This is a genomic window from Bradyrhizobium sp. BR 10289 (assembly GCF_019455385.1).
Classification (GTDB): Bacteria; Pseudomonadota; Alphaproteobacteria; order Rhizobiales; family Xanthobacteraceae; genus Bradyrhizobium.
This window is the reverse complement of sequence record NZ_JACOFR010000002.1, coordinates 188,501-210,841: the sequence shown is the minus strand read 5'-3', so window position 1 is coordinate 210,841 and position 22,341 is coordinate 188,501. Positions and strand designations below refer to the sequence as shown.

Below are 22,341 nucleotides of genomic sequence, written 5' to 3'. Positions count from 1 at the left end.
TCAATCGCTCGCTTTGGCAAGCCTGGAATCTTCCGCCTGCGGCTCTTGGCGAAGGCAGCCCTGGCAGATGACGAGGGAGCGGCTGATCCTGGCGTCACGCTCGGCCTCAACGCCGTCCTGCGCCTGCCAGCGGTCCTTTGCAGAAGTCGGAACTGCGGCTTGCGACCTGTCGCGCTCGGAGCCGGCGGCCGTGCGCGGCCGATTGGGGTTCTCGCCGGCGCCATCCCAGGCATAGCGCGCCGGCTTGAAGGCGGGATCGGCGGCGAAATGGGCTTGAGGAGCCATGGCACATCCACCGAGCGCCAGCGACAACAGGAGGAGGGCGGGCGCTTTGACCATGATGCGGCACTCTGTACGCGAGGACTGATGAAGGTTGCGCTGATCATGTTTAAAATTCCCTGAACGATCGCGGCCCTGCCGGCGACAAACGCGCATGCGCCATCTGATCCTCCTGCTCGTTCTGTTCGCCACCGCTGCGCACGCCGAAGACGCGAAGCCGTTCAGTCCTTCGGACTATCCGCCCGGCGTGCAGAAGGCCGTGCGTTACGCCAACGAGGAATGCGAGAGCCAGGGCGGCGGCGCGGTGAGCTTCGCACCCGATACGGTGCGCAGGATCGATCTCACCGGCGATGGACGCGACGACTACATTGTTGATTTCAGCAACACCCGTTGCGGCGAGCGGGAGACGACCTATTGCGGAACCGGCGGCTGCGTCATGACCATCCTGGTGACGCTGCCTGATGGCGAGGTGCGCCCCGTTTTCGACGGCTATGTCCGCAGCTACACGATCGTGGCGCCGCCGATGAAGCGCGGTGCCGCGCGCACCATCCGCTTCGATCTGCATGGCAGCTTCTGCGGCGGCTTTGGTGCGCAAGCCTGTTCCAAGGAGAGGGCGATCACGGCGAGGCCCTTTGCGTTCAAGCAGCCGTAAGGCGGCTGCGCAGCCGGCGGCCTTGCAGGGGCGCGGGCGATCGCGATAAATGGGCTGCAATGAACGAACGGCTGGCATGCCGTCCGCTGTCGAAGAGGAAGCCCCATGCAGCCCCTGCGCATGTCCCGCCGCGTCATGAATCTCGCCTATATGCTGACCCAGAATGCGCGGCGGCATGGATCGCGGCCCGGCTTCGTCTGGGGCGAGAAATCCTGGACCTGGCGCGAGATCGATGCGCAGGTTTCGGCGCTGGCTGCGGCCCTTGCGGCGCGCGGCATCGCCAAGGGCGATCGTATCCTCGTCCATTCCAAGAATGGCGAGGAGATGTTTGTCTCGATGTTCGCCGCGTTCCGGCTCGGCGCGGTCTGGGTGCCCACCAATTTCCGCCTGATGCCGGACGAGGTCACCTATCTCGCGCAGGCCTCGGGCGCGAAGGCGTTTCTGTGCCATGTCGATTTTCCCGAGCACGCGGCGGCCGTGACCGGCGGTGCGCTGGAGTTCACCTGGAGCCTCGAGGGCAAGGCCGCGTTCGGCGAGCGCTCGGTGGCTGAGGCGATCGCCTCGCAGGCCGGCCGGGTGGTCGAGAACGTTGCTGTCGAGCACGACGATCCTTGCTGGTTCTTCTTCACGTCAGGTACCACCGGCCGTTCCAAGGCCGCTGTGCTGACGCACGGTCAGATGGGCTTTGTCGTCACCAACCATCTCGCCGATCTCACGCCGGGCGTGACCGAGGCGGATGCCTCGCTGGTGGTGGCGCCGCTGTCGCATGGTGCCGGTGTGCACCAGCTGGTGCAGACCGCGCGCGGCGTCTGCACCGTGCTGCTGCCGACCGAGAAGTTCGATATCGACGAGGCGTTCCGGCTGATCGAGAGGCACCGGGTTGCTAATCTCTTCACCGTACCGACGATTCTGAAGATGATGGTCGAGCATCCCGCCGTCGACAAATACGACCACTCTTCGCTGCGTCACGTGATCTATGCGGGCGCGCCGATGTATCGCGAGGACCAGAAGGCCGCGCTGAAGAAACTCGGCAAGGTCATCGTGCAGTATTTTGGCCTGGGCGAGGTCACCGGCAACATCACGGTGCTGCCGGCGGCGCTGCACGATCCCGAGGACGGCCCTTACGCCAGGATCGGCACCTGCGGCTTCGAGCGTACCGGCATGCAGGTCTCGATCCAGGACGACGAGGGGCGCGAACTTGCGGCGAACCAGAGCGGTGAGATCTGCGTGATCGGGCCGGCCGTGCTCGCCGGCTATTACGACAACCCCGAGGCCAATGCGAAGGCGTTCCGCAACGGCTGGTTCCGCACCGGCGATCTCGGCCACATGGACGAGGAGGGTTTTGTCTACATCACCGGACGCGCGTCGGACATGTACATCTCCGGCGGCTCCAACATCTATCCGCGCGAGATCGAGGAGAAGATCCTGACCCATCCCGCGGTCGGTGAGGTCGCCGTGCTCGGCGTGCCCGATGCGACCTGGGGGGAGGTCGGCGTCGCCGTCTGCGTTGCGCGCGAGGGCGAGACCGCTGTGAGCGAGGCCGAGATGGCGGCGTTCCTTCTCCCGAAGGTGCCGCGCTACAAAATGCCAAAACGGTTCTTCTTCTGGGAGGCGCTGCCGAAATCCGGCTACGGCAAGGTGCCGAAGCGGATGGTGCGCGACGAACTGGAGGCGCGCGGGCTGCTCGACCTCGACAAGACCAGGACGGGCTGAGCGCAGGTGATGCGGAGTATCAAGCAGCCGGGCGCGCCCGTCACGGACCGAATCCAATGGGTGGAGGCGAGGGGACGCGCCTTCTCGTTTCGACTCGAGGCGGGCGTGCCGCTGCTGGAAGCCGCGCGCGGCGGCTTTGCGGCGGAGGGTTTTGCCGGCGGCGTGCTGAACTTCCGCCGCGGTGCGCTCGGGCCGTTCGCCTATGTCATGCCGGCGCTGTCGAAGACCGGCGAGAATGCGGCATTCTACAGCGACACCTATCGGCCTGCGGGCGTGACGCACACCAGGCTCGGCAGCATGACGCTGGGCATGCGCGACGGCGCGCCATTCTTTCATTGCCACGGGCTGTGGACCGAGGCGGACGGCAGGGCGGGCGGCGGCCACATGATGCCGGACGAGACCGTCGTCGCCGAGCCGTTCGCGGTCGAGGCGTTCGGCCTCGATGGCGCGATGTTCGTCGCCGAGCCTGATCCCGAGACCAATTTCAAGCTGTTCGGCCCCGTAGCTGCCGCGAGCAGCGGCGCTCGCACGACGAGCCGCGCCTTCGCGCTCCGGCTGCGGCCCAATCAGGATGTCGCGTTCTCTCTCGAGGAATTTTGCCGTGCGCATGGCATTGCACGCGCGAAGATTCACGGCGGCGTCGGCTCCACGATCGGTGCGCGCTTCACCCATGGGGGGGTGACCGAGCCGTTCGCCACGGAGCTGGCGATCACGGCGGGCACGGTCGCGTCCGGCCCGTCCGGCGCGCCGGAGGCGACCCTCGACATTGCCCTGATCGACTATACCGGCGGCCTCGCGGAGGGGCGCCTGGTCCGCGGCGACAATCCCGTGCTGATGACCATGGAGCTGGTGCTCGAGGTGTTGAGCTGATTCCGGCGAGCGATCATCGGCCGAGCTTGGCGATGGCCAGATACGTCGCGTCGCTGATCCCCGAGCTCGAACCCTGAAAGAGGTTGAGCAAGGGAGACTGAACCTGCCCGGTGCTCTCGCTGTTCTTGACGTCATACATGGCGGTGAAACGGCTCAGCAGCTTGGCGACCTTCGCGGGATCGGAGAGATCCTTGATCTTCATGAATTTGTCGACGAACTTGGCCTGCTGATCGATCGGCATCGCCGCCATCGAGTCAGGCAGATCGAAGGTGGTTCTGAACACCTCCGAGAGAGCCTTGTCGGCAAGGATGTCATAGGCGGAGGTGATGTCGCCCGCCTTGCGCTGGAAATAGAGCGCGAGGCGCACGCCCGGATTGGTATCGCCCTGCTGCTGCTCCAGGGTTTGCTGGAGATAGTTGCCTTGCGTTTCCCGGAATTGATCCCGTTTCTGGGGCCCCATCATGGACAGACGCGCGACGTTGCCCTTGCTGTCGAAGTTGAACGACGCCACGATCTCGGCAAAGCGCGGATCGCTCTCCTTGTTGACGAAGCTCTTGGGATCGTTCAGATCAGAGGCGAAGATCTTCTTGAGATATTCGTCGCTGACCTTCTTGGGGTCGAGGCCCTTGGCGACGAGAACGAAATTGATCACCTTCCGGTTCGCAAGCAGGTCGGACACGCTGTCGATGCCTGCGATCGCTTCCTGATAAGCGGTCGCATCTTTCGCGGCTTGTGCCTTGACCGCCGCCTGCTGCTGGGGGCTGGCCTGTTTCACCGCCGCTATGACGTAGTCCTTCGAGATCTGGAGGACCTCTGCCGGATCCTGGGCCACCAGGGGCGTCGTCAGATTGCCCTTTGCGTCGAAGTTGAAGGCGTGTGCTAGCTCGACATACCGATTGTCCTTGAGCGTATAGACGAAGCTCTTGGGGTTGGTGAGATCGCTTTCGAGGACGGACTTGATGGTATCCTGCGAGACCGTTGCGGGATCGAGGCCGACGGCACCCAGCGCAAAATCGTAGACGGCCGGTGTCGATACGAATGCCTTGAGCGAGTCGATCTTGACGACAGCATTTCTGAACTGATTGATTGCGAAGGCTTCGCTCAGCGGGCTTGCCGCCGCATAGATGGCGGACTTGCTGTCGTCGAACCGCTTTGTCGTGAGCGTGATGTTCGCTGCCGTCTGCGCAGGCACACCGGACGGAAGCGAGCCATCGGCCGAAAACTCGTACGCGCCGGCCAGGTCTGTAAACTCGCCGATCGTCGAGATCTGGTCGCTGAGGTCGGAAACGCTCTTCGTGTAGGTCTCCAGATGGTATTTCTCGACCAGGATCTGGACGTTCAACTGGGCGACGTCTGCGCCCGGTTGCTTGAGCTGGGCGGTGTAGTCGGCGATCTTCGTGTTGGTGGCGCTGACATCCGATTTGGCTTGCGTGAGCTGGGCGTTGAGGCCCGTCAGCTGGGACGTGAAGGTGGTGTTGACGTAGCTGTTGGGGTCGGAGGGATCGCTGCGCAGCACCTGGCTGATCGTGTCACGTGGCCATTTGCTTTCGTCGATCCCGAAGGCTGAATAGACATAGTTGCGAAGGCGATCGTCGTTCAGCAGCTGGTCTGCGCTGGTGATGCCGCCGATTTTGGAATTGTAGTAGTCCTTGTCACTTGCAAGGGCATCGACCTGGCTCTTCTTGGTCGCGGTGTACAGGCCGATCATGTCGTCGGTCTGGGTGTCCGATTGCGCGACCGGCGTGGCCGTGCCCTTGAAGGAGAACGCTGCGGCAAACTCGCGGTAACGCTTGTCCACGAGCTTGTTGACGAAGCTGTTGGAGTCGTTGAGGTCGCTCTCCAGCACCTTCTTCATGAAGGCCTTGGCATAGGCCATGTCTTCCAGGCCGTAGGCCTTCATGGCGTAGTGGTAGAGGCGGTAGTCCTTCATCAGATCATCGACGGACTTCACCTTGCCGATGTTGGCCTTGTAGTAGGCGGCCTCGCGCGCCACGTCGGTTTGCTGTCCGACCCGCGTCAGCGACTGCTGGAGATTGCGCGTGATGTAGCTGTAGCTGAAATAGGTCGATACCATCGCGCATTCCTCGCGGCTTACTGTCCCGGACGTCCGCCAATCATTGCCGGGGTCGCGAGGTGGGAGCCGGCTTCATGCCGGCAAACTGAGTAGTAGCTGCGTCTTCTTAATCCGCACCCGGCGGACGGATGCCGACTTTGTTTCAAGTTGTTTCCGTATGTTTCTCAAATGCAGCTTTCGCGAGGATTGCGTTCCCTGTATGTTCCTGTCGCGAGATGGATCTGAACGGCTGATGCGGGAATTTTGCGCCGATCCGCGCGGATTCGTGGAGGCGAAGCTGGCAGAGTAGGCGAGGGTCGTCATTGACACCCGGTCTCTCCACGTCTTGCGAGCGCAGCGAGCAATCCGGACTCTTTCCGCGGCGGCCCTCCGGATTGCTTCGTCGCAGGAGCTCCTCGCAATGACGGAGTGGACGGTGGCGGCGCAACCACTCTCGTGTCCCGGACAAGCTGCGACGCGGAGCGTTGCGGCGCAGAGCCGGGACCCAGCGGGCGAGACGGATCTCTGCAGCATGGGCCCCGGCTCAGCAGCGCACCGCCGAAGAGGCGCTGCGCCGCGTCCGGGGCACGAGACTGCCGTTTGAAACGCGATCATAGCCTTTTGTCCTCGCGGCACATCATGCCCGAGCTTTGCTGCATTCGCCGCCCCCAAAAGTGCCGAGGGCGCAGGGAAAGCCGAGTGCCGGCTGGCACCCGCGGTCCACTGTGCGAAACTTGCGCTACAGAAGGCTGCACAGCGGCATACAGGTGAAGCCAAACATCCGGCCTTCCCTGCGCAGTGGTTTTACGGCTTATGTCGCGCTCTCCCCGGGGAGCGTTGCACTATTGCCCCCGTCGCCTTGCCGATGGCTGATGTGCGCACCCGGTCGGGCCGCCGCATCACTGCAAGACTTGGCGCACAGACCCCGGGCGCCAGGACCACACGATTTTGCCGTACGCGGACATCACCTGTCGTTGGCGCGCTGGTTTTCGCTCACGGCTCTCCGCCCTGCGAACCTGACACGCCGATGCTGCCCGCGTCCACCACGTCCCATCCCGCGTTCGTGACGATCGCGATACGCCCCTCGGCCAGGGACGGGAAGGCGGCAACATGCGATAATTCCGAATTCGTGTAAAGCGAATTATTTCGATCTCAACGTATTGCCCCTGATCTGGCGTGTTTTGCCCGTCGGGCAGCGCAAGGGATGGTGTGGATGAGGCGAGGCGCCGCCACGGCCCTACCGTGAACCGGGTCTCGCCAGGTCCAAAAATGCGCTACCATGACCTCAGCGCGCCTCAAGTCGCGCAGATTCAAGGGTGAGGAAACGACATGCGGATGAGAAGCGGAACGGCGTTCGCCGGGGTAGCGGCGCTGGCCGTGGCGGGAATGGCCTTGACCACGGCATGGGCCCACGGGCCGACCCGGCAGAAGGTGAGGGAATCCATCGAGATCAATGCGCCGCCGGCCAAGGTGTGGGCGGCGATCGGCAATTTCCAGGACATGAACTGGCTGCCGCAGGTGGCCAGGACCGTGGGCGAGAAGGGCAACGAGATCGGCGCCACGCGGAAACTGACCCTGGCCGGCGGGGCCACCATCGACGAGGAGCTTTACAAGTTCGACGCCGACGCGATGAGCTATTCCTACCGGATCACCAATGTCGACGTGAAGGTGCTGCCGGTCACCAATTATTCCTCGACGCTGACGGTGACGCCCGGCGCCGACGGCAAGGGCGCGACGCTGGAATGGGCCGGCGCGTTCTACCGCGGCTTTCCCAACAACGATCCGCCGCCGGAGCTGAACGACGAAGCCGCCAAGACCGCAGTGAGCGGGCTCTACAAGACCGGCCTCGAAGCGCTGAAGAAGAAGATCGAGAGCGGAAGCTGACGGTGCGCATCCCGGTTCTGGCGGCGCTCGCCGCCAGCCTTTGCCATGCGAGTGTTGGTTGTGCGTTTGCTGAGGAGGCCTTCGTCACCGATCAGCTCAGCGACGATCTCATGATCGTTGACCTCGCCACGGCGCGCAGCGTCGCAACCATCCCAATCGGGGGCAAACCGGCCGGCGTCGCGGTCAGCGCGGACGGGCGGTTTGCCTATGTGACCAGCCCCGACGCCAAGGCGGTGACGGTGGTCGACGCGGCCACGCGGCAGGTGGCCGGCCGCATCGACGTCGGTGGCGGGCCGCTCGGCATTGCGGTCGCGCCTGACGGCCGGACCGTCTATGTCGCCGACTGGTATGCAGCGGCGGTGCGGGTGATCGATGCGGCCTCGCGCAGCGTCACCGCCAGCATCGCGGTCGGCGCCTCGCCCTCGGGCCTTGCGGTGACGCCCGACGGCAAGTTGTTGCTCTCGGCCGACCGCGACGACGACAGCGTCTCGGTCGTGGACACCGCGACGCGCCAGCGCAAGGCGGTGATCAAGGTCGGCACCCGCCCGTTCGGCGTTACCATCGACGCCGAGGGCAGGCGCGCCTACACCGCCAATGTCGGCTCCGACGATGTCTCCGTGATCGACCTCGCCGAAGCGCGCGAGATCGCCCGCGTGCCGGTCGGCATGCGCCCCTATGCGGTGGCGCTGACGCTGGGCCGCGGCTTCGTCACCGACCAATATGGCGGCACTGTCAGCGTGTTCGACGTTGCGACGCTGAAGCCGGTCAAGCGCATCAATGTCGGCGATTATCCTGAAGGCATTGCGGCCACCGCCGACGGCAAGCGCGTCATCGTGGCCTGCTGGGAAAGCAACACGCTCGCGATCATCGATGCGACCGAGCTGAAGAAGATCGGCGAGGTCAGGACCGGCGACGGCCCGCGCGCGTTCGGGGCGTTCTTGCGCAGGATGGAGTAGGGCGCGACGATCGAACTTGATGCTGTGTTGCCGCGACAGATGCTATCCAGGATTCATTACGCCGCGACATGCGCTGAGGGGAGACGTTTGCGATGGATAAATGGGTTGAGCTCGCCGTCTCGTGGCTGCCGTTTCTGCTGCTGATCGGGCTATGGTTCTGGTTTTCGCGGCGGCAGGGCATGCAGGCGCGCAGCAAGTCGGGCGTGAGCCTGATCGAGCTCTATGAACAGCAGGTCGCCGAGACCCGGCGCATGAACGGCTTTCTGGAGCGCATTGCGGTGACCATGGAGAAGCACGAGCCGCCGCGCGGTGGCTAGGCCGGCGTCGGATCGCGCAAATTGACGGCGCCGCGCAGCAAGGCTGGCGCAATGTCCTCGATCCGCTCGAACGCGTGGTCCGGCCCCAGCGCCCGCAGCGCCGCCGGAGCCGCATAGCCCCAGCAAACCGCGCCGCAGGCGATGCCCGCAGCCCGCGCCGCCTCGATGTCGCGGACTTCGTCGCCGATCGCGATGACTTCGCCCGGCGCCACGCCGACGCGGCGGATGACCCGGCGGAATTTCGCCGATTTGCCGAACAGCGATGCCGAGCAGGCGTAATGCGAGAACAATGCGGCGGCCTCGCCGAGCTTCTCGCGCGCATTGGCTTCGCTGTCCGACGTGACCAGCGCGAGCTGCACGCCGTTTCCGGCCAGCGTCCGCAGCATGGCGTCGACGCCGGCAAACAGCGGAATCTCGCCAGCCGCCTCCGCCTTCAGCCGCCGCGCATGCCGCGCGATCGCCGGCAGCTTCCACAAAGGCACTTCGAGCCGGCTGAGGATCTCCCGGCTCGACGCATGCCGCAGCTCTTCGATCTCCTCATGCGTAACGCGGCGGAAATCGAAGCGATCCGCGACATCATTGATGGTGCGCAAGAACCACGGAAAACTGTCGGCGAGGGTGCCGTCGAGGTCGAAGATGGCGAGGGCGTAGGGCATTGAGCTGGATGTCGAGGCCCACTGACAGGCGAGATCTAATATGTTATTGTCGAGTAAAGTTCGAGGATAGCCATGCGGCACGAGCGGATTGAAATCAACCCGGCAATCATGGACGGCAAGCCTGTAATCCGCGGGACGCGTGTGCCGGTCGAGCTGGTGCTGCGGGAGCTGGGCGCTGGCATGACCACCGAGGCCATCATCGCGGAGCACCCGCGGCTGACGCCCGACGATGTTCGGGCAGCCCAGGCGTTCGCGGCCGACTATCTGGCCGACGAAGACATCATTTACCGCTAAATTGTGCTCTGGCTCGCTGACGAGTGCGTCACGGTCTCTCTGGTTCGAGAGCTGCGCGGCGCCGGTCACGATGTACTCTACATTGCCGAATTTGCAGCTAGCGTGAGCGATGTAGAGGTCATCGCGCTGGCGTCCCGAGAAGGGCGCATTCTTCTTACGGCTGACAAGGATTTTGGAGAACTGGTGTTTCGCCGCGGCCTGACCGTTCCAGGCCTGATCTTGCTGCGCATCGATCCGGAAAATCGACAACTCGGTAGGACGCGTTTGCTTGAGGCTGTAGACCAGTTCGGGGAGCAACTATTCGGCCGCTATCTCGTGATCGACGAGGTTCGCTTTCGGTCTCGCCCTCTGTAGCACATCGAAAGACTGCTGCTCATCGCAATTTGCGCACGTGAACATTGACGTCGAGATCGATGTTCTTGATGCAGGTCTGTGTCGTCCGATGTGAGCCGCCCTCGTGCCAGCGCCCATTGCGTGCCCGGGCGCCACTGACATTGGCCAACTTCAGGCACCGCCATTGCGGCAGCGGTCCGCTGCTCTCGCCGGCAAATTGCCAGGCCAGCACGGCTTCCTCGCCGGTTTTGTTGATGCCGATGATATGCGGGCAAAGCTCGCGGTAGTGGCCCTCGTAGACGCAGGTCACCTGCTGTTCGGCGAGGATGGCATTGCGGAAGAGCGTGTACGTTCGGCTGGGCATCGCTGACTCATGAGAACCCGAGGTCGGCGGCTGATCGTGTTTGGCTAGAACTTCCAAACCGTCTTCTCGGTCCACCTGAGCTCGGCGAATTCGGCAGCCCGGAGCGGCGCTTCACCCTCGGCAAAGAATTCGTCGAGTTGAGGTGGAGCGATGCTCGTTTCCGACAGCATGGCGTGCGCCTGTCCGCGGTGATGGATCTGGTGCTGGAACAGATGCATGAGCAGCCGGTCAGCCCGCTCGGTCTACACGCGCGTATCGCGGTTGATCTTGACGGCGTCATCGAGCCGCGCGGGCGTCAGCGCATCGCAGATGGCAATCAGGCGCTTGTCCATTGCGGCCTGGGCGGGCTTCAAGGCGGCAAGGGCAGGAAAAGGCACCTCGTTCTTCCAGGCTGCCGGTCCGAGCCAGCCACCTTCCAGTGCATCGATGTAGAAGAGATCGATGACGTAGATGTGGTTCAGCGTGCGTTGGATGCTCGGGAAGAAGCCGGTGCGGTGAGCTTCGAATTCATGCTGGGACAGCGAGGCGCAGGCGGTGAGCAGGCGATGGTTCGCCCAGGCATTGTTGTAGGCGAAGGCCCGATAAGTTTGCACAAGTCCAGCGGACATGTTCTTCCCCGGATCGTTGGTCTCACCAGACGAGCAGGGGCGGACTATGCTTTGCTTGTCCGCGGTCCGCCCTGCGGCATCGATGCTAGCCGCTACTCCGCCGCCTCGCTCGTGCTCCGCCGCTTCGGCTTCCCCGCCTTCTTCAGCACCGGCGCCAAAAACTTGCCCGTGTAGCTCCGCGGCGCTTTCGCGATGTCTTCCGGCGGGCCCCAGGCGACGATCTCGCCGCCGCCGTCGCCGCCTTCGGGGCCGAGGTCGATGACCCAGTCTGCGGTCTTGATGACTTCGAGATTGTGCTCGATGACGACGACCGTGTTGCCCTGCGCGACCAGCTCGTGCAGCACCTCCAGGAGCTTCTTGACGTCGTGGAAATGAAGACCGGTGGTCGGCTCGTCCAGGATGTAGAGCGTGCGGCCGGTGGCGCGCTTTGACAATTCTTTTGCCAGTTTGACGCGTTGGGCTTCGCCGCCCGAGAGCGTCGTCGCCTGTTGACCCACGTGGATATAGTCGAGGCCGACGCGGTGCAGGGTCTGGAAGGTCTCGCGCACGCGCGGGACCGCCTTGAAGAATTCGGCGGCCTCCTCGACGGTCATATCGAGGACATCGGCGATGCTCTTGCCCTTGAACAGGACTTCCAGCGTCTCGCGGTTGTAGCGCTTGCCCTTGCAGACGTCGCAGGTGACGTAGACGTCGGGCAGGAAGTGCATCTCGATCTTGATGACGCCGTCGCCCTGACAGGCCTCGCAGCGGCCGCCCTTGACGTTGAAGGAGAAGCGGCCGGGCTCGTAGCCGCGCGCCTTGGCTTCGGGCAGGCCAGCGAACCATTCCCGGATCGGCGTGAAGGCGCCGGTGTAGGTCGCCGGGTTCGAGCGCGGGGTGCGGCCGATCGGCGACTGGTCGATGTCGATGATCTTGTCGATGTGCTCGAGGCCCTCGATGCGGTCGTGCGGGGCAGCGCCTTCGCTGGCACCGTTGAGCTTGCGCGCGATGGCCTTGTAGAGCGTGTCAATCAAGAGCGTCGACTTGCCGCCGCCGGAGACGCCGGTGACGGCGGTGAATAGGCCGAGCGGAATCTCGGCCGTGACGTTCTTGAGATTATTGCCGCGCGCGTTCACCACCTTGATGGTGCGGCGATGGTTGGGCGGACGCCGCTCCGGCACCTCGACCTCGAGCTCGCCGGTCAAATATTTGCCGGTGAGCGATTTCGGGTTGCGCATGATCTCGTCGGGCGTGCCTTCGGCGACGATGTTGCCGCCATGCATGCCGGCGCCGGGGCCGATGTCGAGCACGTAATCGGCGAGGCGGATCGCGTCCTCGTCATGCTCGACCACGACCACGGTGTTGCCGAGGTCGCGAAGCCGCTTCAGCGTGTCGAGCAGGCGCGCGTTGTCGCGCTGGTGCAGGCCGATCGAGGGCTCGTCCAGCACGTAGAGCACGCCCGTCAGGCCCGAGCCAATCTGGGAGGCGAGGCGGATGCGCTGGCTCTCGCCGCCGGACAGCGTGCCGGAGGAGCGGGACAGCGTGAGGTAGTTGAGGCCGACGTCGAGCAGGAAAGTCAGGCGCTCGCGGATCTCCTTGAGGATGCGCCCCGCAATCTCGTTCTGCTGCGCGTTCAGCGCCGCGGGCACGGTCTCGAACCATTCGCCGGCCTTGCGGACCGACAGCTCCGAGATCTCGCCGATATGCTTGCCGCCGATCTTGACGCAGAGCGCCTCGGGCTTCAGCCGGAAGCCCTTGCAACCTTCGCAGGGCACGTCGTGGAAGTATTTTGCCAGCTCCTCGCGCGCCCACTCGCTCTCGGTTTCCCGATAGCGGCGGTTGATGTTGGTGACGACGCCCTCGAACGGTTTCTTGGTGTCGTAGGAGCGGACCCCGTCCTCGTAGGAGAACTTGATCTCGTCCTCGCCGGAGCCATAGAGAATCGCGTTCTGCGTCTTCTTCGGCAGGTCCTTCCACTTGGTGGTCAGCGTGAACTTGTAGTGCTTGCCGAGCGCGGTCAGCGTCTGCGTGTAGTAGGGCGAGGACGACTTGGCCCAGGGCGCGATGGCGCCCTTGCCGATCGCGAGCTCCTTGTCGGGAATGACGAGGTCCTCGTCGACATGCTGCTCGACGCCGAGACCGCCGCAGGCCGGGCAGGCACCATAGGGATTGTTGAACGAGAACAGGCGCGGCTCGATCTCGGGGATGGTGAAGCCGGACACCGGGCAGGCGAATTTTTCCGAGAACAGGATGCGCTCGGGGCCGCTCTTGTCGTGGATTTTTGCGGTCTTCTTCTTGTCCTCGGCGGGCGCGGCAGCGGCGGGCGCATCGGCGAACTCGACGACGGCAAGGCCCTCGGCGAGCTTCAGCGCGGTCTCAAAGCTTTCGGCGAGGCGCTGGCCGATATCGGCCCGAACCACGATGCGGTCGACCACGACGTCGATGTCGTGCGGAAACTTCTTGTCGAGCGTGGGCGCCTCCGCAAGCTCATAGAAGGTGCCGTCGATCTTGACGCGCTGAAAGCCCTTCTTGAGCCATTCGGCGAGCTCCTTGCGGTACTCGCCCTTGCGGCCGCGCACGACCGGCGCCAGCAGATAGAGGCGGGTGCCTTCGGGCAGCGCCAGCACGCGGTCGACCATCTGCGAGACGGTCTGGCTTTCGATCGGCAGTCCCGTCGCGGGCGAATAGGGCACGCCGACGCGCGCCCAGAGCAGGCGCATGTAGTCGTAGATTTCGGTGACGGTACCGACGGTCGAGCGCGGGTTCTTCGAGGTCGTTTTCTGCTCGATCGAGATCGCCGGCGACAGGCCGTCGATCTGGTCGACGTCAGGCTTCTGCATCATCTCGAGGAACTGGCGCGCATAGGCCGACAGCGATTCGACGTAGCGGCGCTGGCCTTCGGCATAGATGGTGTCGAAGGCGAGCGAAGATTTGCCGGAGCCGGACAGGCCGGTGAACACCACGAGCTTGTCGCGGGGAATCTCGACGTCGATGTTCTTGAGGTTGTGCTCGCGCGCGCCACGGATCGTAATTGCGCGCAGGCTGGAGCCCGCGTTCTGCTGTTGGCGCTTCGCCTTGATCACTTCATCCATCCGGGTTGCCCTCAAGGAATCCCAAAAGCTGCGCGATCGCGCCAATGAAGAGGCACGCTTCGCCCGGAACCGGGATCGGCGCCGATGGGGTTGTCAGCGAACGTAGGAAGAACGAGGACGGATTTCCAGTGGGACTTGCGAATCGTCAACGGATTGTTGGCGCGCTGGCGGCATCTGGCAGGAGGACGGGCGTCGCGGCCTCCGCTTTCCATGCGGGCACCGTTTGCGGCTACTAGGCTAGATTGCATTGTGCTAGACTAAACGCATTGCTGCACATCCATTTCTGGTCCTTCGCGATGGAAATCTTTGCGAAGATTGCGTTTTTCATAGCGGCCGGCCTAGTGCTACTGGCCTGCAACATCTGGTTTGCGACCGCCATCTTCCAGGCCGTTGCTGGTGGCGACCTCGTGATTGCGCCGGTCAAGGTCATTGGAGGAACCGGCAATGCCGCTGCGGAGGGCGAGACACTGGCGCGATTGATCATCGCGCGCCTCCACACCCGCGAATGGGAACTGCAACAGTCCCAGTCCTCGCTCAAGGAAGAGAAGCAGCAGGCCAGACTCGAGAAGCAGGAGGCGGCCGCGGCCGCTCCGGACGGCGTTCCCCACGGCGTGACGGCCGGCATCCTGGGAACGCCGAAGACAGCCGTGCTGGACGCGCAATTGTTCGAGCCGACCAATATCGACGTCAAGGTCGGCGGGGTCGACGTCGGGGGATTGCTGCCGACCATCCAGCGCTGGTTCGCGCAGGATCGGACGCTGTCGTTTGCCGTCTCCTGGGACGGAAAATCGGCGACGGTTGCGGGCAACATCGATGCGCTGGGGCTCGGCAAGACGAAGCCGCTCTGGATGACGATCGACGAGGCAACCGAGAAATCGGTCGCTGACGCCATCGCCCTGGCGCTGATCCACCGGCGATGGGCCAAGGACAGTCCCGAGTTCGGCGAGCTGCAGGACGATGAGTTTGCCAATCTGGTCAACTCGATCGGTGAGATCGCGCGCATCAACCGGCGCGTCATCACCTACAAGGTCGCGGCCAAATCCGATTTCGAGCGCATCTTCGTCATGGTCGGGCCGCTGACGGATCGTATGTCCGGATGGAACGAGCTGACCTATTTCGCGGCCTCGATCGCCGAAGGGGCGGAAAATTTCGAGCGGGCGCTCGCGCTGTATCGTCGGGTCCAGCCATCCAAGGATGCCAAATTTGACGCGCAGAGCCTGACGACGAAGATCGCCGCGCTGGAAGCGCTGGTCGCAAAGGCGGCCCCCGACCGCGATCAGCTGGCCATGCAGAAGATGAAGAAGCACGCTGCGGATGCGACCCGCATCCTCAACGGCCTGTTCGGGTTGGACCTGGCTACGCCGGACATCAACCTGCTCGCCAACGATTATCGTAATGCCTATTGGGACGGCGAGAAGATCAACGCGCCGCCGCAGGTCCAGGACATCCCCGATATCGTCTATCACGAAGCGACGTTCCCGTTCATCGAGAAGCGATGGAAGTACCAATATTCGGGACAGGAGGGTGCGATCGTACAGTCCTACACGGACGTCCTGACGTCGCTGATCAAGCAGAAGATGCAGGGCCAGACGGCGCAGGCGGCGGATTGGATCATCGCTCCCGGCGCGGTGTCCTGGGTCACCGGCAAGAACGATCCTGCGGATGTGCGGCCGCTGAAGTCATTGAAGGCTCCGGGCACGGCCTACGACGACCCGATCCTGGGGAAGGATGCGCAGCCCGATCATTTCAGCAAGCTCGTCGTGCTCTCATCCAGTGCGACCGATGACAATGGCGGTGTTCACATCAACTCCGGAATTCCAAACCGCGCCTTCTACCAGACCGCAATTCAGATCGGCTCGGAGGTTGCCGGAAAGATCTGGATCGACAGCCTCGAGCGGTTCAAGCCGCATCTGGACATGCGCACGGCTGCAAAGATCATCTACGACACGGCGGTGAAATCGCACGGCGCCGAGAGCAGCGAAGCCAGAGCGGTCAAGACCGGCTTCGGAACGGTGGGCCTGATGTAGCGGCCCCGCGAGGCTGCGTTGAGAAACAAAAAGGCCGGCGCAAGGCCGGCCTTTCGTGACGATGTGGCGTCGGTCGCGACGATCAGTACTTCGCGACGATCGGGCCGTTGAAGTGATAGTTCACGCCGAACTGCACGGTGTGGAGGTTGAGCGTGCCGGTGGGCAGGGTGCCCGAGAAATAGGTCTCGCCGCCGAGGCTGCGATAGAGGTACTCGCCCTTGATCGACCACTGCGGAGCGATGAAGGCTTCGACGCCCGCGCCGACGGTCCACCCCGAGTGCCACTTGCTGTCGGAAACGCTCACGCCGAGCGCCGAGAGCGTGATCTTGTTGTCGATCCAGGCGTAACCGCCGGTGCCGTAGAACAGGACCTGATTGACGGCGTAGCCGATGCGGCCGCGGACGGTGCCGAGCGCGTCGGTCTTGGAGGTCGCCGTGATGCCGAGCGCGGTCGCCGAGGCGTTCACGTCAGCCCAGGCGCCATCGGCCTCGACGCCGAACACGACGTTGCCGGTCTGCCAGTTGTAGCCGGCGGTGCCGCCGACGAAGCCACCTTCCATGCGCGGGCTGCCCGAGTCTTCCCAGGCGCCGCCACCGACGAGACCGAGGTAGAATCCGGTCCAGTTGTAGACCGAGGCCACAGCGACCGGAGCCTTGGTGTAGGGGCGAGCCGCCAGATCGGCAGCCGAAGCAGCGCCGGTGAGAGCGATCAGAGCGGCCGAAGCCAAGAGAATCTTCTTCATTTTCAACAAATCCCAGTCCCAGTTTCTATTTTGACTTCCGTGCGTCGGAAGCAGGATCGGACGCTGCGGTCCAACTCACGCGTGCTTACACCAGCGAAGCCGTAAGTTGAGTCTCTCAAAAGCCACAACAGTCACAAAACGTAATAATCGCTGATCGATTGTTCCGGAAATGGAACTCTCAAGCAAAAGGCCGGCGCGAGGCCGGCCTTTGATTTCCAAGTGTGATCAGAGAGATATCAGTATTTCGCGATCACAGGACCGCCCCAGCGGTAGTTCACGCGGATCAGGCCGATATCGACGTCCTGGCCGATGCGTTCGGAGCGGGTGGCGACGCCGAGCGCGCCACCGGGCAGATTGCCCGAACCGGTGAAAGTGATCGTACGATGGCCGAGGAAAAGATGGTCATATTCAATACCCACCGACCAGTTCGGCGCGAAACCGAATTCAAGGCCGGCGCCCACGGCGCCGCCCCAACGCGTTTCGTTGGCACGGTCGAATTCGAGACCGGTGGCGACACCGTAGCTCCGGTAGCGGTCGCCGACGACGGCGCCGCCGCCCTTCACATAGAACAGCACGCTGTTCCAGGCGTAGCCGACCTGACCCGTGATCAGGCCGAAGGAATCGATCTTGGAGCGATTGCGCAAGCCACTCAACGTGCCGATGTTGTCACCCGAAAAATCGGCCCAGTTGCCTTGGCCCTCGAGGCCGAACACCCAATTGACCGATTGCCAGCGATAGCCGACTTGGCCACCGACCGTGCCGCCGACTGCGTCGTGGCAGCCATCGGCGATGACCGCGCCGGCGGTCGGAGAGACGAAGTCCCAGCATTTGCGGCTTGAGCCGCCACCGCCGTTGATGCCGATGTAGAAGCCGCTCCAGTCGTAGACGGTGGCGACCATCGGCGGCGCCTTGGTGTAGGGACGGGCGGCGAGATCCGCCGCGCTTGCGGGAGCCGATAGGCCCAATGCGACCGCACCGATCGCAGCAATCAAAATCTTATTCATTGCAGTCTCCCCGGGTTCGGTCCGCTCCTCGAAGTCCCCGAAGCGGTGATCAGGCTCTGCGCCCATATGAACCAATTCCGACTCGATCGTAGCCCAGCAAGCGGTGGAAGTCCGTTTCCGAAATGCAACACTCGGTCGCTCGATGAAGCGGTTGCAACTTGATGAATGTTATATGGTTTCTCCTCGTCGCGGGAACCGGCAGGGTTCCCTGCGTCGCGAAACGGTTCTGAGCAATTCCAGCCTCATCGGCCCCCTCCCATTCAGCCATACTGGTGTGCAAGAACAAAGCTGGAACGGACGAGGTGTCGATGCTATATGTGGGGATAAGTTGAGCGGTGGCGGGCTGACCGGGGCCCGCAAGCGTATAGGGTCGCCTCAACACGTTGCAGGGGACCGCGCGGCGCGGCCCGGCCTTACGAATTCAGTGGCATTTGGAGTGGAGAGCGGCGATGGCGGGAAGCGTCAACAAGGTCATTCTGGTTGGAAATCTCGGCAAGGATCCGGAAATCCGCCGCACCCAGGACGGGCGGCCGATCGCGAATCTGAGCATCGCGACATCCGAGACCTGGCGCGACAAGAACAGCGGCGAACGCAAGGAAAAGACCGAGTGGCACCGCGTCGTGATCTTCAATGAAGGGCTTTGCAAGGTCGCCGAGCAGTACCTGAAGAAGGGCGCCAAGGTTTACATCGAGGGCGCGCTGCAGACCCGCAAATGGACCGACCAGAGCGGCGTCGAGAAGTACTCCACCGAGGTCGTGCTGCAGGGCTTCAACTCGACCCTGACGATGCTCGACGGCCGCGGCGGCGGGGGAGGCGGCAGCTTCGGCGAAGGTCCGGGCGACGATTTCGGCGCGTCCGGTCCCGTCAGCAGCGCGCCGCGCCGTGCGGTGGCCGCTGGCGGTGGTGGCCGCAACAACGACATGGACGACGATATCCCGTTCTGATGCGGGCGGGGCGCTTCGCCCCTGATGTCGTCCTGTTCGTCCAGAGCGACAGGATTTCTTGCCAATTGGCGGGTCAGGCTCGGCTTTTCCGGGCTTGCCTCATGTGCTGCCTCAAGTCTTTGACGGGCTGTGATGTGAATGGTATTAACTTCATGTTAATCCTATTCACATGGCCGCTTGCCGCCGGCGGACGAGAGGATGCATCGCATGAGCTTCGCGCCGCTGCTTGAGGCCGCCCCGGCGATCCCGCTGCATGCCTTCGCCGCCATGGCGGCGCTCGTCCTTGGGACTGTCCAGCTAGCGGCCCCGAAGGGCACGCTGCCGCACCGGGCTCTGGGCTGGGTCTGGATCGTGCTGATGCTGGTCGTGGCGCTCAGCTCGTTCTGGATCCACCAGATCCGTCTGATGGGCCCGTGGAGCCCGATCCATCTGCTCTCGGTCTTCGCGCTCGTGATGCTGGCGTTCGGCGTGGCGGCCGCGCGCACCCGCAATATCCGGCGCCACAAGATCACGATGATCTCGATCTTCTTCGGCGCACTCGTGATCGCCGGGCTGTTCACCCTGATGCCCGGGCGGATCATGCACCAGGTGATTTTCGGCGGTTAGAGGGCTGTCCTCTCAGGCTCGTTCCGGCCCCGCCAAGGGCAGTCCCGGGAACGGCGTAAGTCTCTGGAAAAACAATCGGAAAAAGCGCTTCCCAGACCCGGGCAAGGGTGGTTATCAGGGGGCCAATGCGCTATATGATTCCCAGATAAAATTTCACCGGATTCCCCCTTGGCTGACGACGACAACAAGCCCGGCGACCAGCCGGCGCAACCCTCGGACATTCGCCCCGTCTCCATCCTCGACGAGATGAAGAAGTCCTATCTCGATTACGCCATGAGCGTGATCGTGTCGCGTGCGCTGCCCGATGCGCGCGACGGCCTGAAGCCGGTGCATCGCCGCATCCTGTTCTCGATGAACGAGGAAGGCTACACGCCCGACAAGAAGCACAAGAAGTCGGCCGGTATCGTCGGCGACGTCATGGGCCAATACCATCCCCATGGCGACCAGGCGATCTACGACGCCTTGGTGCGTATGGCGCAGCCGTTCTCGATGCGCGAGCTGCTGGTGGATGGCCAAGGCAATTTCGGCTCGGTTGACGGCGATCCCCCGGCGGCGATGCGCTACACCGAGTCGCGCCTGACCAAGATCGCGCTGAAGCTGCTCGATGACATCGACAACGAGACGGTCGACTTCCAGGACAACTACGACGGTTCGACCAAGGAGCCGGTGGTCCTGCCGGCGCGGTTCCCGAACCTGCTCGTCAACGGCGCCGGCGGCATCGCCGTCGGCATGGCCACCAACATCCCGCCGCACAATCTCGGCGAGGTCATCGACGCCTGTCTGGCCCTGATCGACAATCCGTCGTTGACGATCGACGAGCTCAACAACATCATTCCTGGCCCGGATTTCCCGACCGGCGGCATCATCCTTGGACGCCAGGGCATCCGCAGCGCCTATCACCTCGGCCGCGGCTCCATCGTGATGCGCGGCAAGATCACGTTCGAGACCATCCGCAAGGATCGCGAGGCGATCGTCATCACCGAGATCCCGTATCAGGTGAACAAGGCGACGATGGTCGAGCGCATCGCCGAGCTCTACAAGGAAAAGAAGATCGAGGGCATCTCCGATCTGCGCGACGAGTCCGACCGCGACGGCTACCGCGTCGTCGTCGAGCTCAAGCGCGATGCGGTGCCCGACGTGGTGCTGAACCAGCTCTACAAGTTCACGCCGCTCCAGACCTCTTTCGGCGTCAACGCGGTCGCGCTCGATTCCGGCCGTCCGCAGACGATGAACCTGAAAGACATGCTGACGATCTTCGTCGGCTTCCGCGAGCAGGTCGTCACCCGCCGCACCAAGTACAAGCTGCGCAAGGCGCGCGAGCGCGCCCATGAGCAGGTCGGCCTCGCCATTGCGGTCGCCAATATTGACGAGATCATCAAGGTCATCAGGCACTCGCCGACGCCGGCTGTCGCCCGCGACACCCTGATGACACGCGACTGGCCGGCGCGCGACGTCGAGGACATCATCACGCTGATCGATGATCCCCGCCACCGCATCAACGAGGACGGTACCATCCGCCTGTCGCTGGATCAGGCCAGGGCGATCCTCGAACTGCGCCTTGCGCGCCTCACCGCGCTTGGCCGCGACGAGATCGGCGGCGAACTGGCCAAGCTCGCCGGCGAGATCGGCGACTATCTCGAGATCCTGCGCTCGCGCGCCCGCATCCTCGACATCATCAAGACCGAGCTCGCTGAGGTGAAGGCCGAGTTCGCCACCCCGCGCCGCACCGTGATCATGGAGCAGGAGGGCGAAGTCGAGGACGAGGATCTGATCCAGCGCGAGGACATGGTCGTCACTGTCTCGCACGCCGGTTACGTCAAGCGCGTGCCGCTGTCGGCCTATCGCGCCCAGCGCCGCGGCGGCAAGGGCCGCGCCGGCATGCAGACCCGCGACGAGGACTTTGTCTCCCGCCTGTTTGTGGCGTCGACGCACACGCCGGTGCTGTTCTTCTCCTCCCGTGGCCAGGTCTACAAGGAAAAGGTCTGGCGCCTGCCGATGGCAGCGCCAAACGCGCGCGGCAAGGCGCTGATCAACATCCTGCCGCTGGAGCAGGGCGAGCGCATCACCACCATCATGCCGCTGCCCGAGGATGAATCGACCTGGGGCAATCTCGACGTGATGTTCGCCACCACCGGCGGCAATGTCCGGCGCAACAAGCTGTCCGACTTCGTCGACGTCCGCCGCTCCGGCATCATCGCGATGAAGCTCGACGAGGGCGAGGCGATCGTCGACGTGCAGATCTGCACCGAGCGCGACGACGTGCTGCTGACCGCTGCCGGCGGCCAGTGCATCCGCTTCCCGGTTCCCGACGTGCGCGTGTTCACCGGGCGCACCTCGATGGGCGTGCGCGGCATTGCGCTCGGCGAAGGCGACAAGGTCATCTCGCTGGCGATCCTGCGCCACGTCGAGACCACCTCGGACGAGCGCTCGGCCTATTTGAAGATGCGCCGCGCGGTCGCCGGTGAAGCCAGTGCGGAAGAGGCCCCCGCCGATGCCGAGGCCGAGGAGACCTCAGGCAGCTTCCAGCTCGCCCAGGAGCGCTATGTCGAGATGTCGGCGCAGGAGCAGGTCGTGCTGACCGTCTCCGTCAATGGCTACGGCAAGCGGACCTCGTCCTACGAGTACCGCACCACAGGGCGCGGCGGCAAAGGCATCGTCGCCATGAGCGTCAATAACCGCAACGGCAATCTGGTCGCGTCCTTCCCAGTGGAGGACGCCGATCAAATCATGCTGGTCACGGACAAGGGCCAGCTGATCCGCTGCCCGGTCGAAGGCATCCGCATCGCCGGCCGCTCGACCCAAGGGGTGATCGTGTTCGACACCGCCGAGGACGAGCACGTGGTCTCGGTCGAGCACATCACGGAAGAGGCGGAGAGCGGGAATGGGGCGAATGGGGAGGCGAACGGGGAGTGATGCGCTCCGTTTGCGCGGCTCCATTCGCGCGTGTGACCTTGTGACGCGATGGATT

Annotated in this window: 19 protein-coding genes and 1 pseudogene; 12 read left to right on the top strand and 8 right to left on the bottom strand. The window is 63.8% G+C overall.

Going from position 1 to position 22,341, the window contains the following annotated elements; all coding sequences use genetic code 11:
- Complete coding sequence (locus HYH08_RS04500; RefSeq protein WP_220008548.1) at positions 1–339, bottom strand: hypothetical protein; 339 nt, start codon at positions 337–339, stop codon at positions 1–3.
- A 94-nt stretch (positions 340–433) separates the two neighbouring features.
- On the opposite strand from HYH08_RS04500, the gene HYH08_RS04495 reads away from it, so the two are divergent.
- The 3 genes from HYH08_RS04495 to HYH08_RS04485 all read left to right on the top strand — a co-directional run bounded on the left by HYH08_RS04495 (position 434) and on the right by HYH08_RS04485 (position 3,514).
- On the top strand, positions 434–931 hold the full coding sequence (locus tag HYH08_RS04495; RefSeq protein WP_220008547.1) for a hypothetical protein: 498 nt from the start codon (positions 434–436) through the stop codon (positions 929–931).
- A 105-nt stretch (positions 932–1,036) separates the two neighbouring features.
- The gene (locus tag HYH08_RS04490; protein ID WP_220008546.1) at positions 1,037–2,644 is read left to right on the top strand and encodes an acyl-CoA synthetase; all 1,608 of its coding nucleotides are present in this window, start codon (positions 1,037–1,039) and stop codon (positions 2,642–2,644) included.
- Between the two features lie 9 nt (positions 2,645–2,653).
- Positions 2,654–3,514 (top strand): PCC domain-containing protein, encoded by an 861-nt coding sequence (locus tag HYH08_RS04485; RefSeq protein WP_220008545.1) that lies wholly within the window; start codon positions 2,654–2,656, stop codon positions 3,512–3,514.
- Between the two features lie 13 nt (positions 3,515–3,527).
- Here HYH08_RS04485 and HYH08_RS04480 read toward each other — a convergent pair whose 3' ends face one another.
- Positions 3,528–5,588 carry a DUF1217 domain-containing protein gene (locus tag HYH08_RS04480; protein WP_220008544.1) on the bottom strand — a complete coding sequence of 687 codons (2,061 nt, stop codon included), beginning with the start codon at positions 5,586–5,588 and terminating at the stop codon, positions 3,528–3,530.
- Between the two features lie 1,308 nt (positions 5,589–6,896).
- Here HYH08_RS04480 and HYH08_RS04475 point away from each other — a divergent pair.
- The 3 genes from HYH08_RS04475 to HYH08_RS04465 all read left to right on the top strand — a co-directional run bounded on the left by HYH08_RS04475 (position 6,897) and on the right by HYH08_RS04465 (position 8,724).
- Positions 6,897–7,451 carry an SRPBCC family protein gene (locus HYH08_RS04475; RefSeq protein WP_220008543.1) on the top strand — a complete coding sequence of 185 codons (555 nt, stop codon included), beginning with the start codon at positions 6,897–6,899 and terminating at the stop codon, positions 7,449–7,451.
- Between the two features lie 2 nt (positions 7,452–7,453).
- Positions 7,454–8,407 (top strand): YVTN family beta-propeller repeat protein, encoded by a 954-nt coding sequence (locus HYH08_RS04470; RefSeq protein ID WP_220008542.1) that lies wholly within the window; start codon positions 7,454–7,456, stop codon positions 8,405–8,407.
- A 92-nt stretch (positions 8,408–8,499) separates the two neighbouring features.
- Positions 8,500–8,724: a hypothetical protein gene (locus HYH08_RS04465; RefSeq protein WP_220008541.1), complete on the top strand. Its 225-nt coding sequence runs from the start codon at positions 8,500–8,502 to the stop codon at positions 8,722–8,724.
- Here HYH08_RS04465 and HYH08_RS04460 read toward each other — a convergent pair.
- Positions 8,721–9,380, bottom strand: coding sequence for an HAD-IA family hydrolase (locus tag HYH08_RS04460; protein WP_220008540.1), 660 nt, complete (start codon positions 9,378–9,380; stop codon positions 8,721–8,723). The genes HYH08_RS04465 and HYH08_RS04460 overlap by 4 nt on opposite strands.
- 72 nt (positions 9,381–9,452) lie before the next feature.
- Between HYH08_RS04460 and HYH08_RS04455 the strand changes: the two genes are divergently transcribed.
- Positions 9,453–9,674, top strand: coding sequence for a DUF433 domain-containing protein (locus tag HYH08_RS04455; RefSeq protein ID WP_220008539.1), 222 nt, complete (start codon positions 9,453–9,455; stop codon positions 9,672–9,674).
- Positions 9,675–9,677: 3 nt separating this feature from the next.
- Positions 9,678–10,028 (top strand): DUF5615 family PIN-like protein, encoded by a 351-nt coding sequence (locus HYH08_RS04450; RefSeq protein WP_220008538.1) that lies wholly within the window; start codon positions 9,678–9,680, stop codon positions 10,026–10,028.
- Positions 10,029–10,047: 19 nt separating this feature from the next.
- Here HYH08_RS04450 and HYH08_RS04445 read toward each other — a convergent pair whose 3' ends face one another.
- The 3 genes and pseudogenes from HYH08_RS04445 to uvrA form a co-directional block, all read right to left on the bottom strand.
- Positions 10,048–10,446, bottom strand: coding sequence for a hypothetical protein (locus HYH08_RS04445; protein WP_349631398.1), 399 nt, complete (start codon positions 10,444–10,446; stop codon positions 10,048–10,050).
- Positions 10,416–10,979 (bottom strand): annotated as a pseudogene (locus HYH08_RS04440) (DinB family protein). The gene HYH08_RS04445 and the pseudogene HYH08_RS04440 overlap by 31 nt, the downstream one beginning before the upstream one ends.
- 92 nt (positions 10,980–11,071) lie before the next feature.
- Positions 11,072–14,050, bottom strand: coding sequence for an excinuclease ABC subunit UvrA (gene uvrA / locus HYH08_RS04435; RefSeq protein WP_220008536.1), 2,979 nt, complete (start codon positions 14,048–14,050; stop codon positions 11,072–11,074).
- A 296-nt stretch (positions 14,051–14,346) separates the two neighbouring features.
- Between uvrA and HYH08_RS04430 the strand changes: the two genes are divergently transcribed.
- Entirely contained in the window at positions 14,347–16,077 is a 1,731-nt protein-coding gene (locus tag HYH08_RS04430) for a M4 family metallopeptidase (protein WP_220008535.1), read from the top strand.
- 82 nt (positions 16,078–16,159) lie between these two features.
- Here HYH08_RS04430 and HYH08_RS04425 read toward each other — a convergent pair whose 3' ends face one another.
- Both HYH08_RS04425 and HYH08_RS04420 read right to left on the bottom strand, forming a co-directional pair.
- Positions 16,160–16,819 (bottom strand): outer membrane protein, encoded by a 660-nt coding sequence (locus HYH08_RS04425; protein WP_220008534.1) that lies wholly within the window; start codon positions 16,817–16,819, stop codon positions 16,160–16,162.
- A gap of 236 nt (positions 16,820–17,055) precedes the next feature.
- Positions 17,056–17,823, bottom strand: coding sequence for an outer membrane protein (locus tag HYH08_RS04420; protein WP_220008533.1), 768 nt, complete (start codon positions 17,821–17,823; stop codon positions 17,056–17,058).
- 449 nt (positions 17,824–18,272) lie between these two features.
- Here HYH08_RS04420 and HYH08_RS04415 point away from each other — a divergent pair, with 449 nt between their 5' ends.
- The 3 genes from HYH08_RS04415 (at position 18,273) to gyrA (ending at position 22,286) form a co-directional block, all read left to right on the top strand.
- Entirely contained in the window at positions 18,273–18,767 is a 495-nt protein-coding gene (locus HYH08_RS04415) for a single-stranded DNA-binding protein (RefSeq protein WP_220008532.1), read from the top strand.
- A gap of 207 nt (positions 18,768–18,974) precedes the next feature.
- Positions 18,975–19,373, top strand: coding sequence for a DUF2306 domain-containing protein (locus HYH08_RS04410; RefSeq protein WP_220008531.1), 399 nt, complete (start codon positions 18,975–18,977; stop codon positions 19,371–19,373).
- A 168-nt stretch (positions 19,374–19,541) separates the two neighbouring features.
- Positions 19,542–22,286, top strand: coding sequence for a DNA gyrase subunit A (gene gyrA / locus HYH08_RS04405; protein WP_220008530.1), 2,745 nt, complete (start codon positions 19,542–19,544; stop codon positions 22,284–22,286).
- Positions 22,287–22,341: the final 55 nt, after the last annotated feature.

Coding starts and splice junctions, on each gene's coding strand:
- HYH08_RS04500 (WP_220008548.1), bottom strand. CDS start 339: ATGGTCAAAGCGCCCGCCCTCCTCCTGTTGTCGCTGGCGCTCGGTGGA.
- HYH08_RS04495 (WP_220008547.1), top strand. CDS start 434: ATGCGCCATCTGATCCTCCTGCTCGTTCTGTTCGCCACCGCTGCGCAC.
- HYH08_RS04490 (WP_220008546.1), top strand. CDS start 1,037: ATGCAGCCCCTGCGCATGTCCCGCCGCGTCATGAATCTCGCCTATATG.
- HYH08_RS04485 (WP_220008545.1), top strand. CDS start 2,654: ATGCGGAGTATCAAGCAGCCGGGCGCGCCCGTCACGGACCGAATCCAA.
- HYH08_RS04480 (WP_220008544.1), bottom strand. CDS start 5,588: ATGGTATCGACCTATTTCAGCTACAGCTACATCACGCGCAATCTCCAG.
- HYH08_RS04475 (WP_220008543.1), top strand. CDS start 6,897: ATGCGGATGAGAAGCGGAACGGCGTTCGCCGGGGTAGCGGCGCTGGCC.
- HYH08_RS04465 (WP_220008541.1), top strand. CDS start 8,500: ATGGATAAATGGGTTGAGCTCGCCGTCTCGTGGCTGCCGTTTCTGCTG.
- HYH08_RS04460 (WP_220008540.1), bottom strand. CDS start 9,380: ATGCCCTACGCCCTCGCCATCTTCGACCTCGACGGCACCCTCGCCGAC.
- HYH08_RS04455 (WP_220008539.1), top strand. CDS start 9,453: ATGCGGCACGAGCGGATTGAAATCAACCCGGCAATCATGGACGGCAAG.
- uvrA (WP_220008536.1), bottom strand. CDS start 14,050: ATGGATGAAGTGATCAAGGCGAAGCGCCAACAGCAGAACGCGGGCTCC.
- HYH08_RS04430 (WP_220008535.1), top strand. CDS start 14,347: ATGGAAATCTTTGCGAAGATTGCGTTTTTCATAGCGGCCGGCCTAGTG.
- HYH08_RS04425 (WP_220008534.1), bottom strand. CDS start 16,819: ATGAAGAAGATTCTCTTGGCTTCGGCCGCTCTGATCGCTCTCACCGGC.
- HYH08_RS04420 (WP_220008533.1), bottom strand. CDS start 17,823: ATGAATAAGATTTTGATTGCTGCGATCGGTGCGGTCGCATTGGGCCTA.
- HYH08_RS04415 (WP_220008532.1), top strand. CDS start 18,273: ATGGCGGGAAGCGTCAACAAGGTCATTCTGGTTGGAAATCTCGGCAAG.
- HYH08_RS04410 (WP_220008531.1), top strand. CDS start 18,975: ATGAGCTTCGCGCCGCTGCTTGAGGCCGCCCCGGCGATCCCGCTGCAT.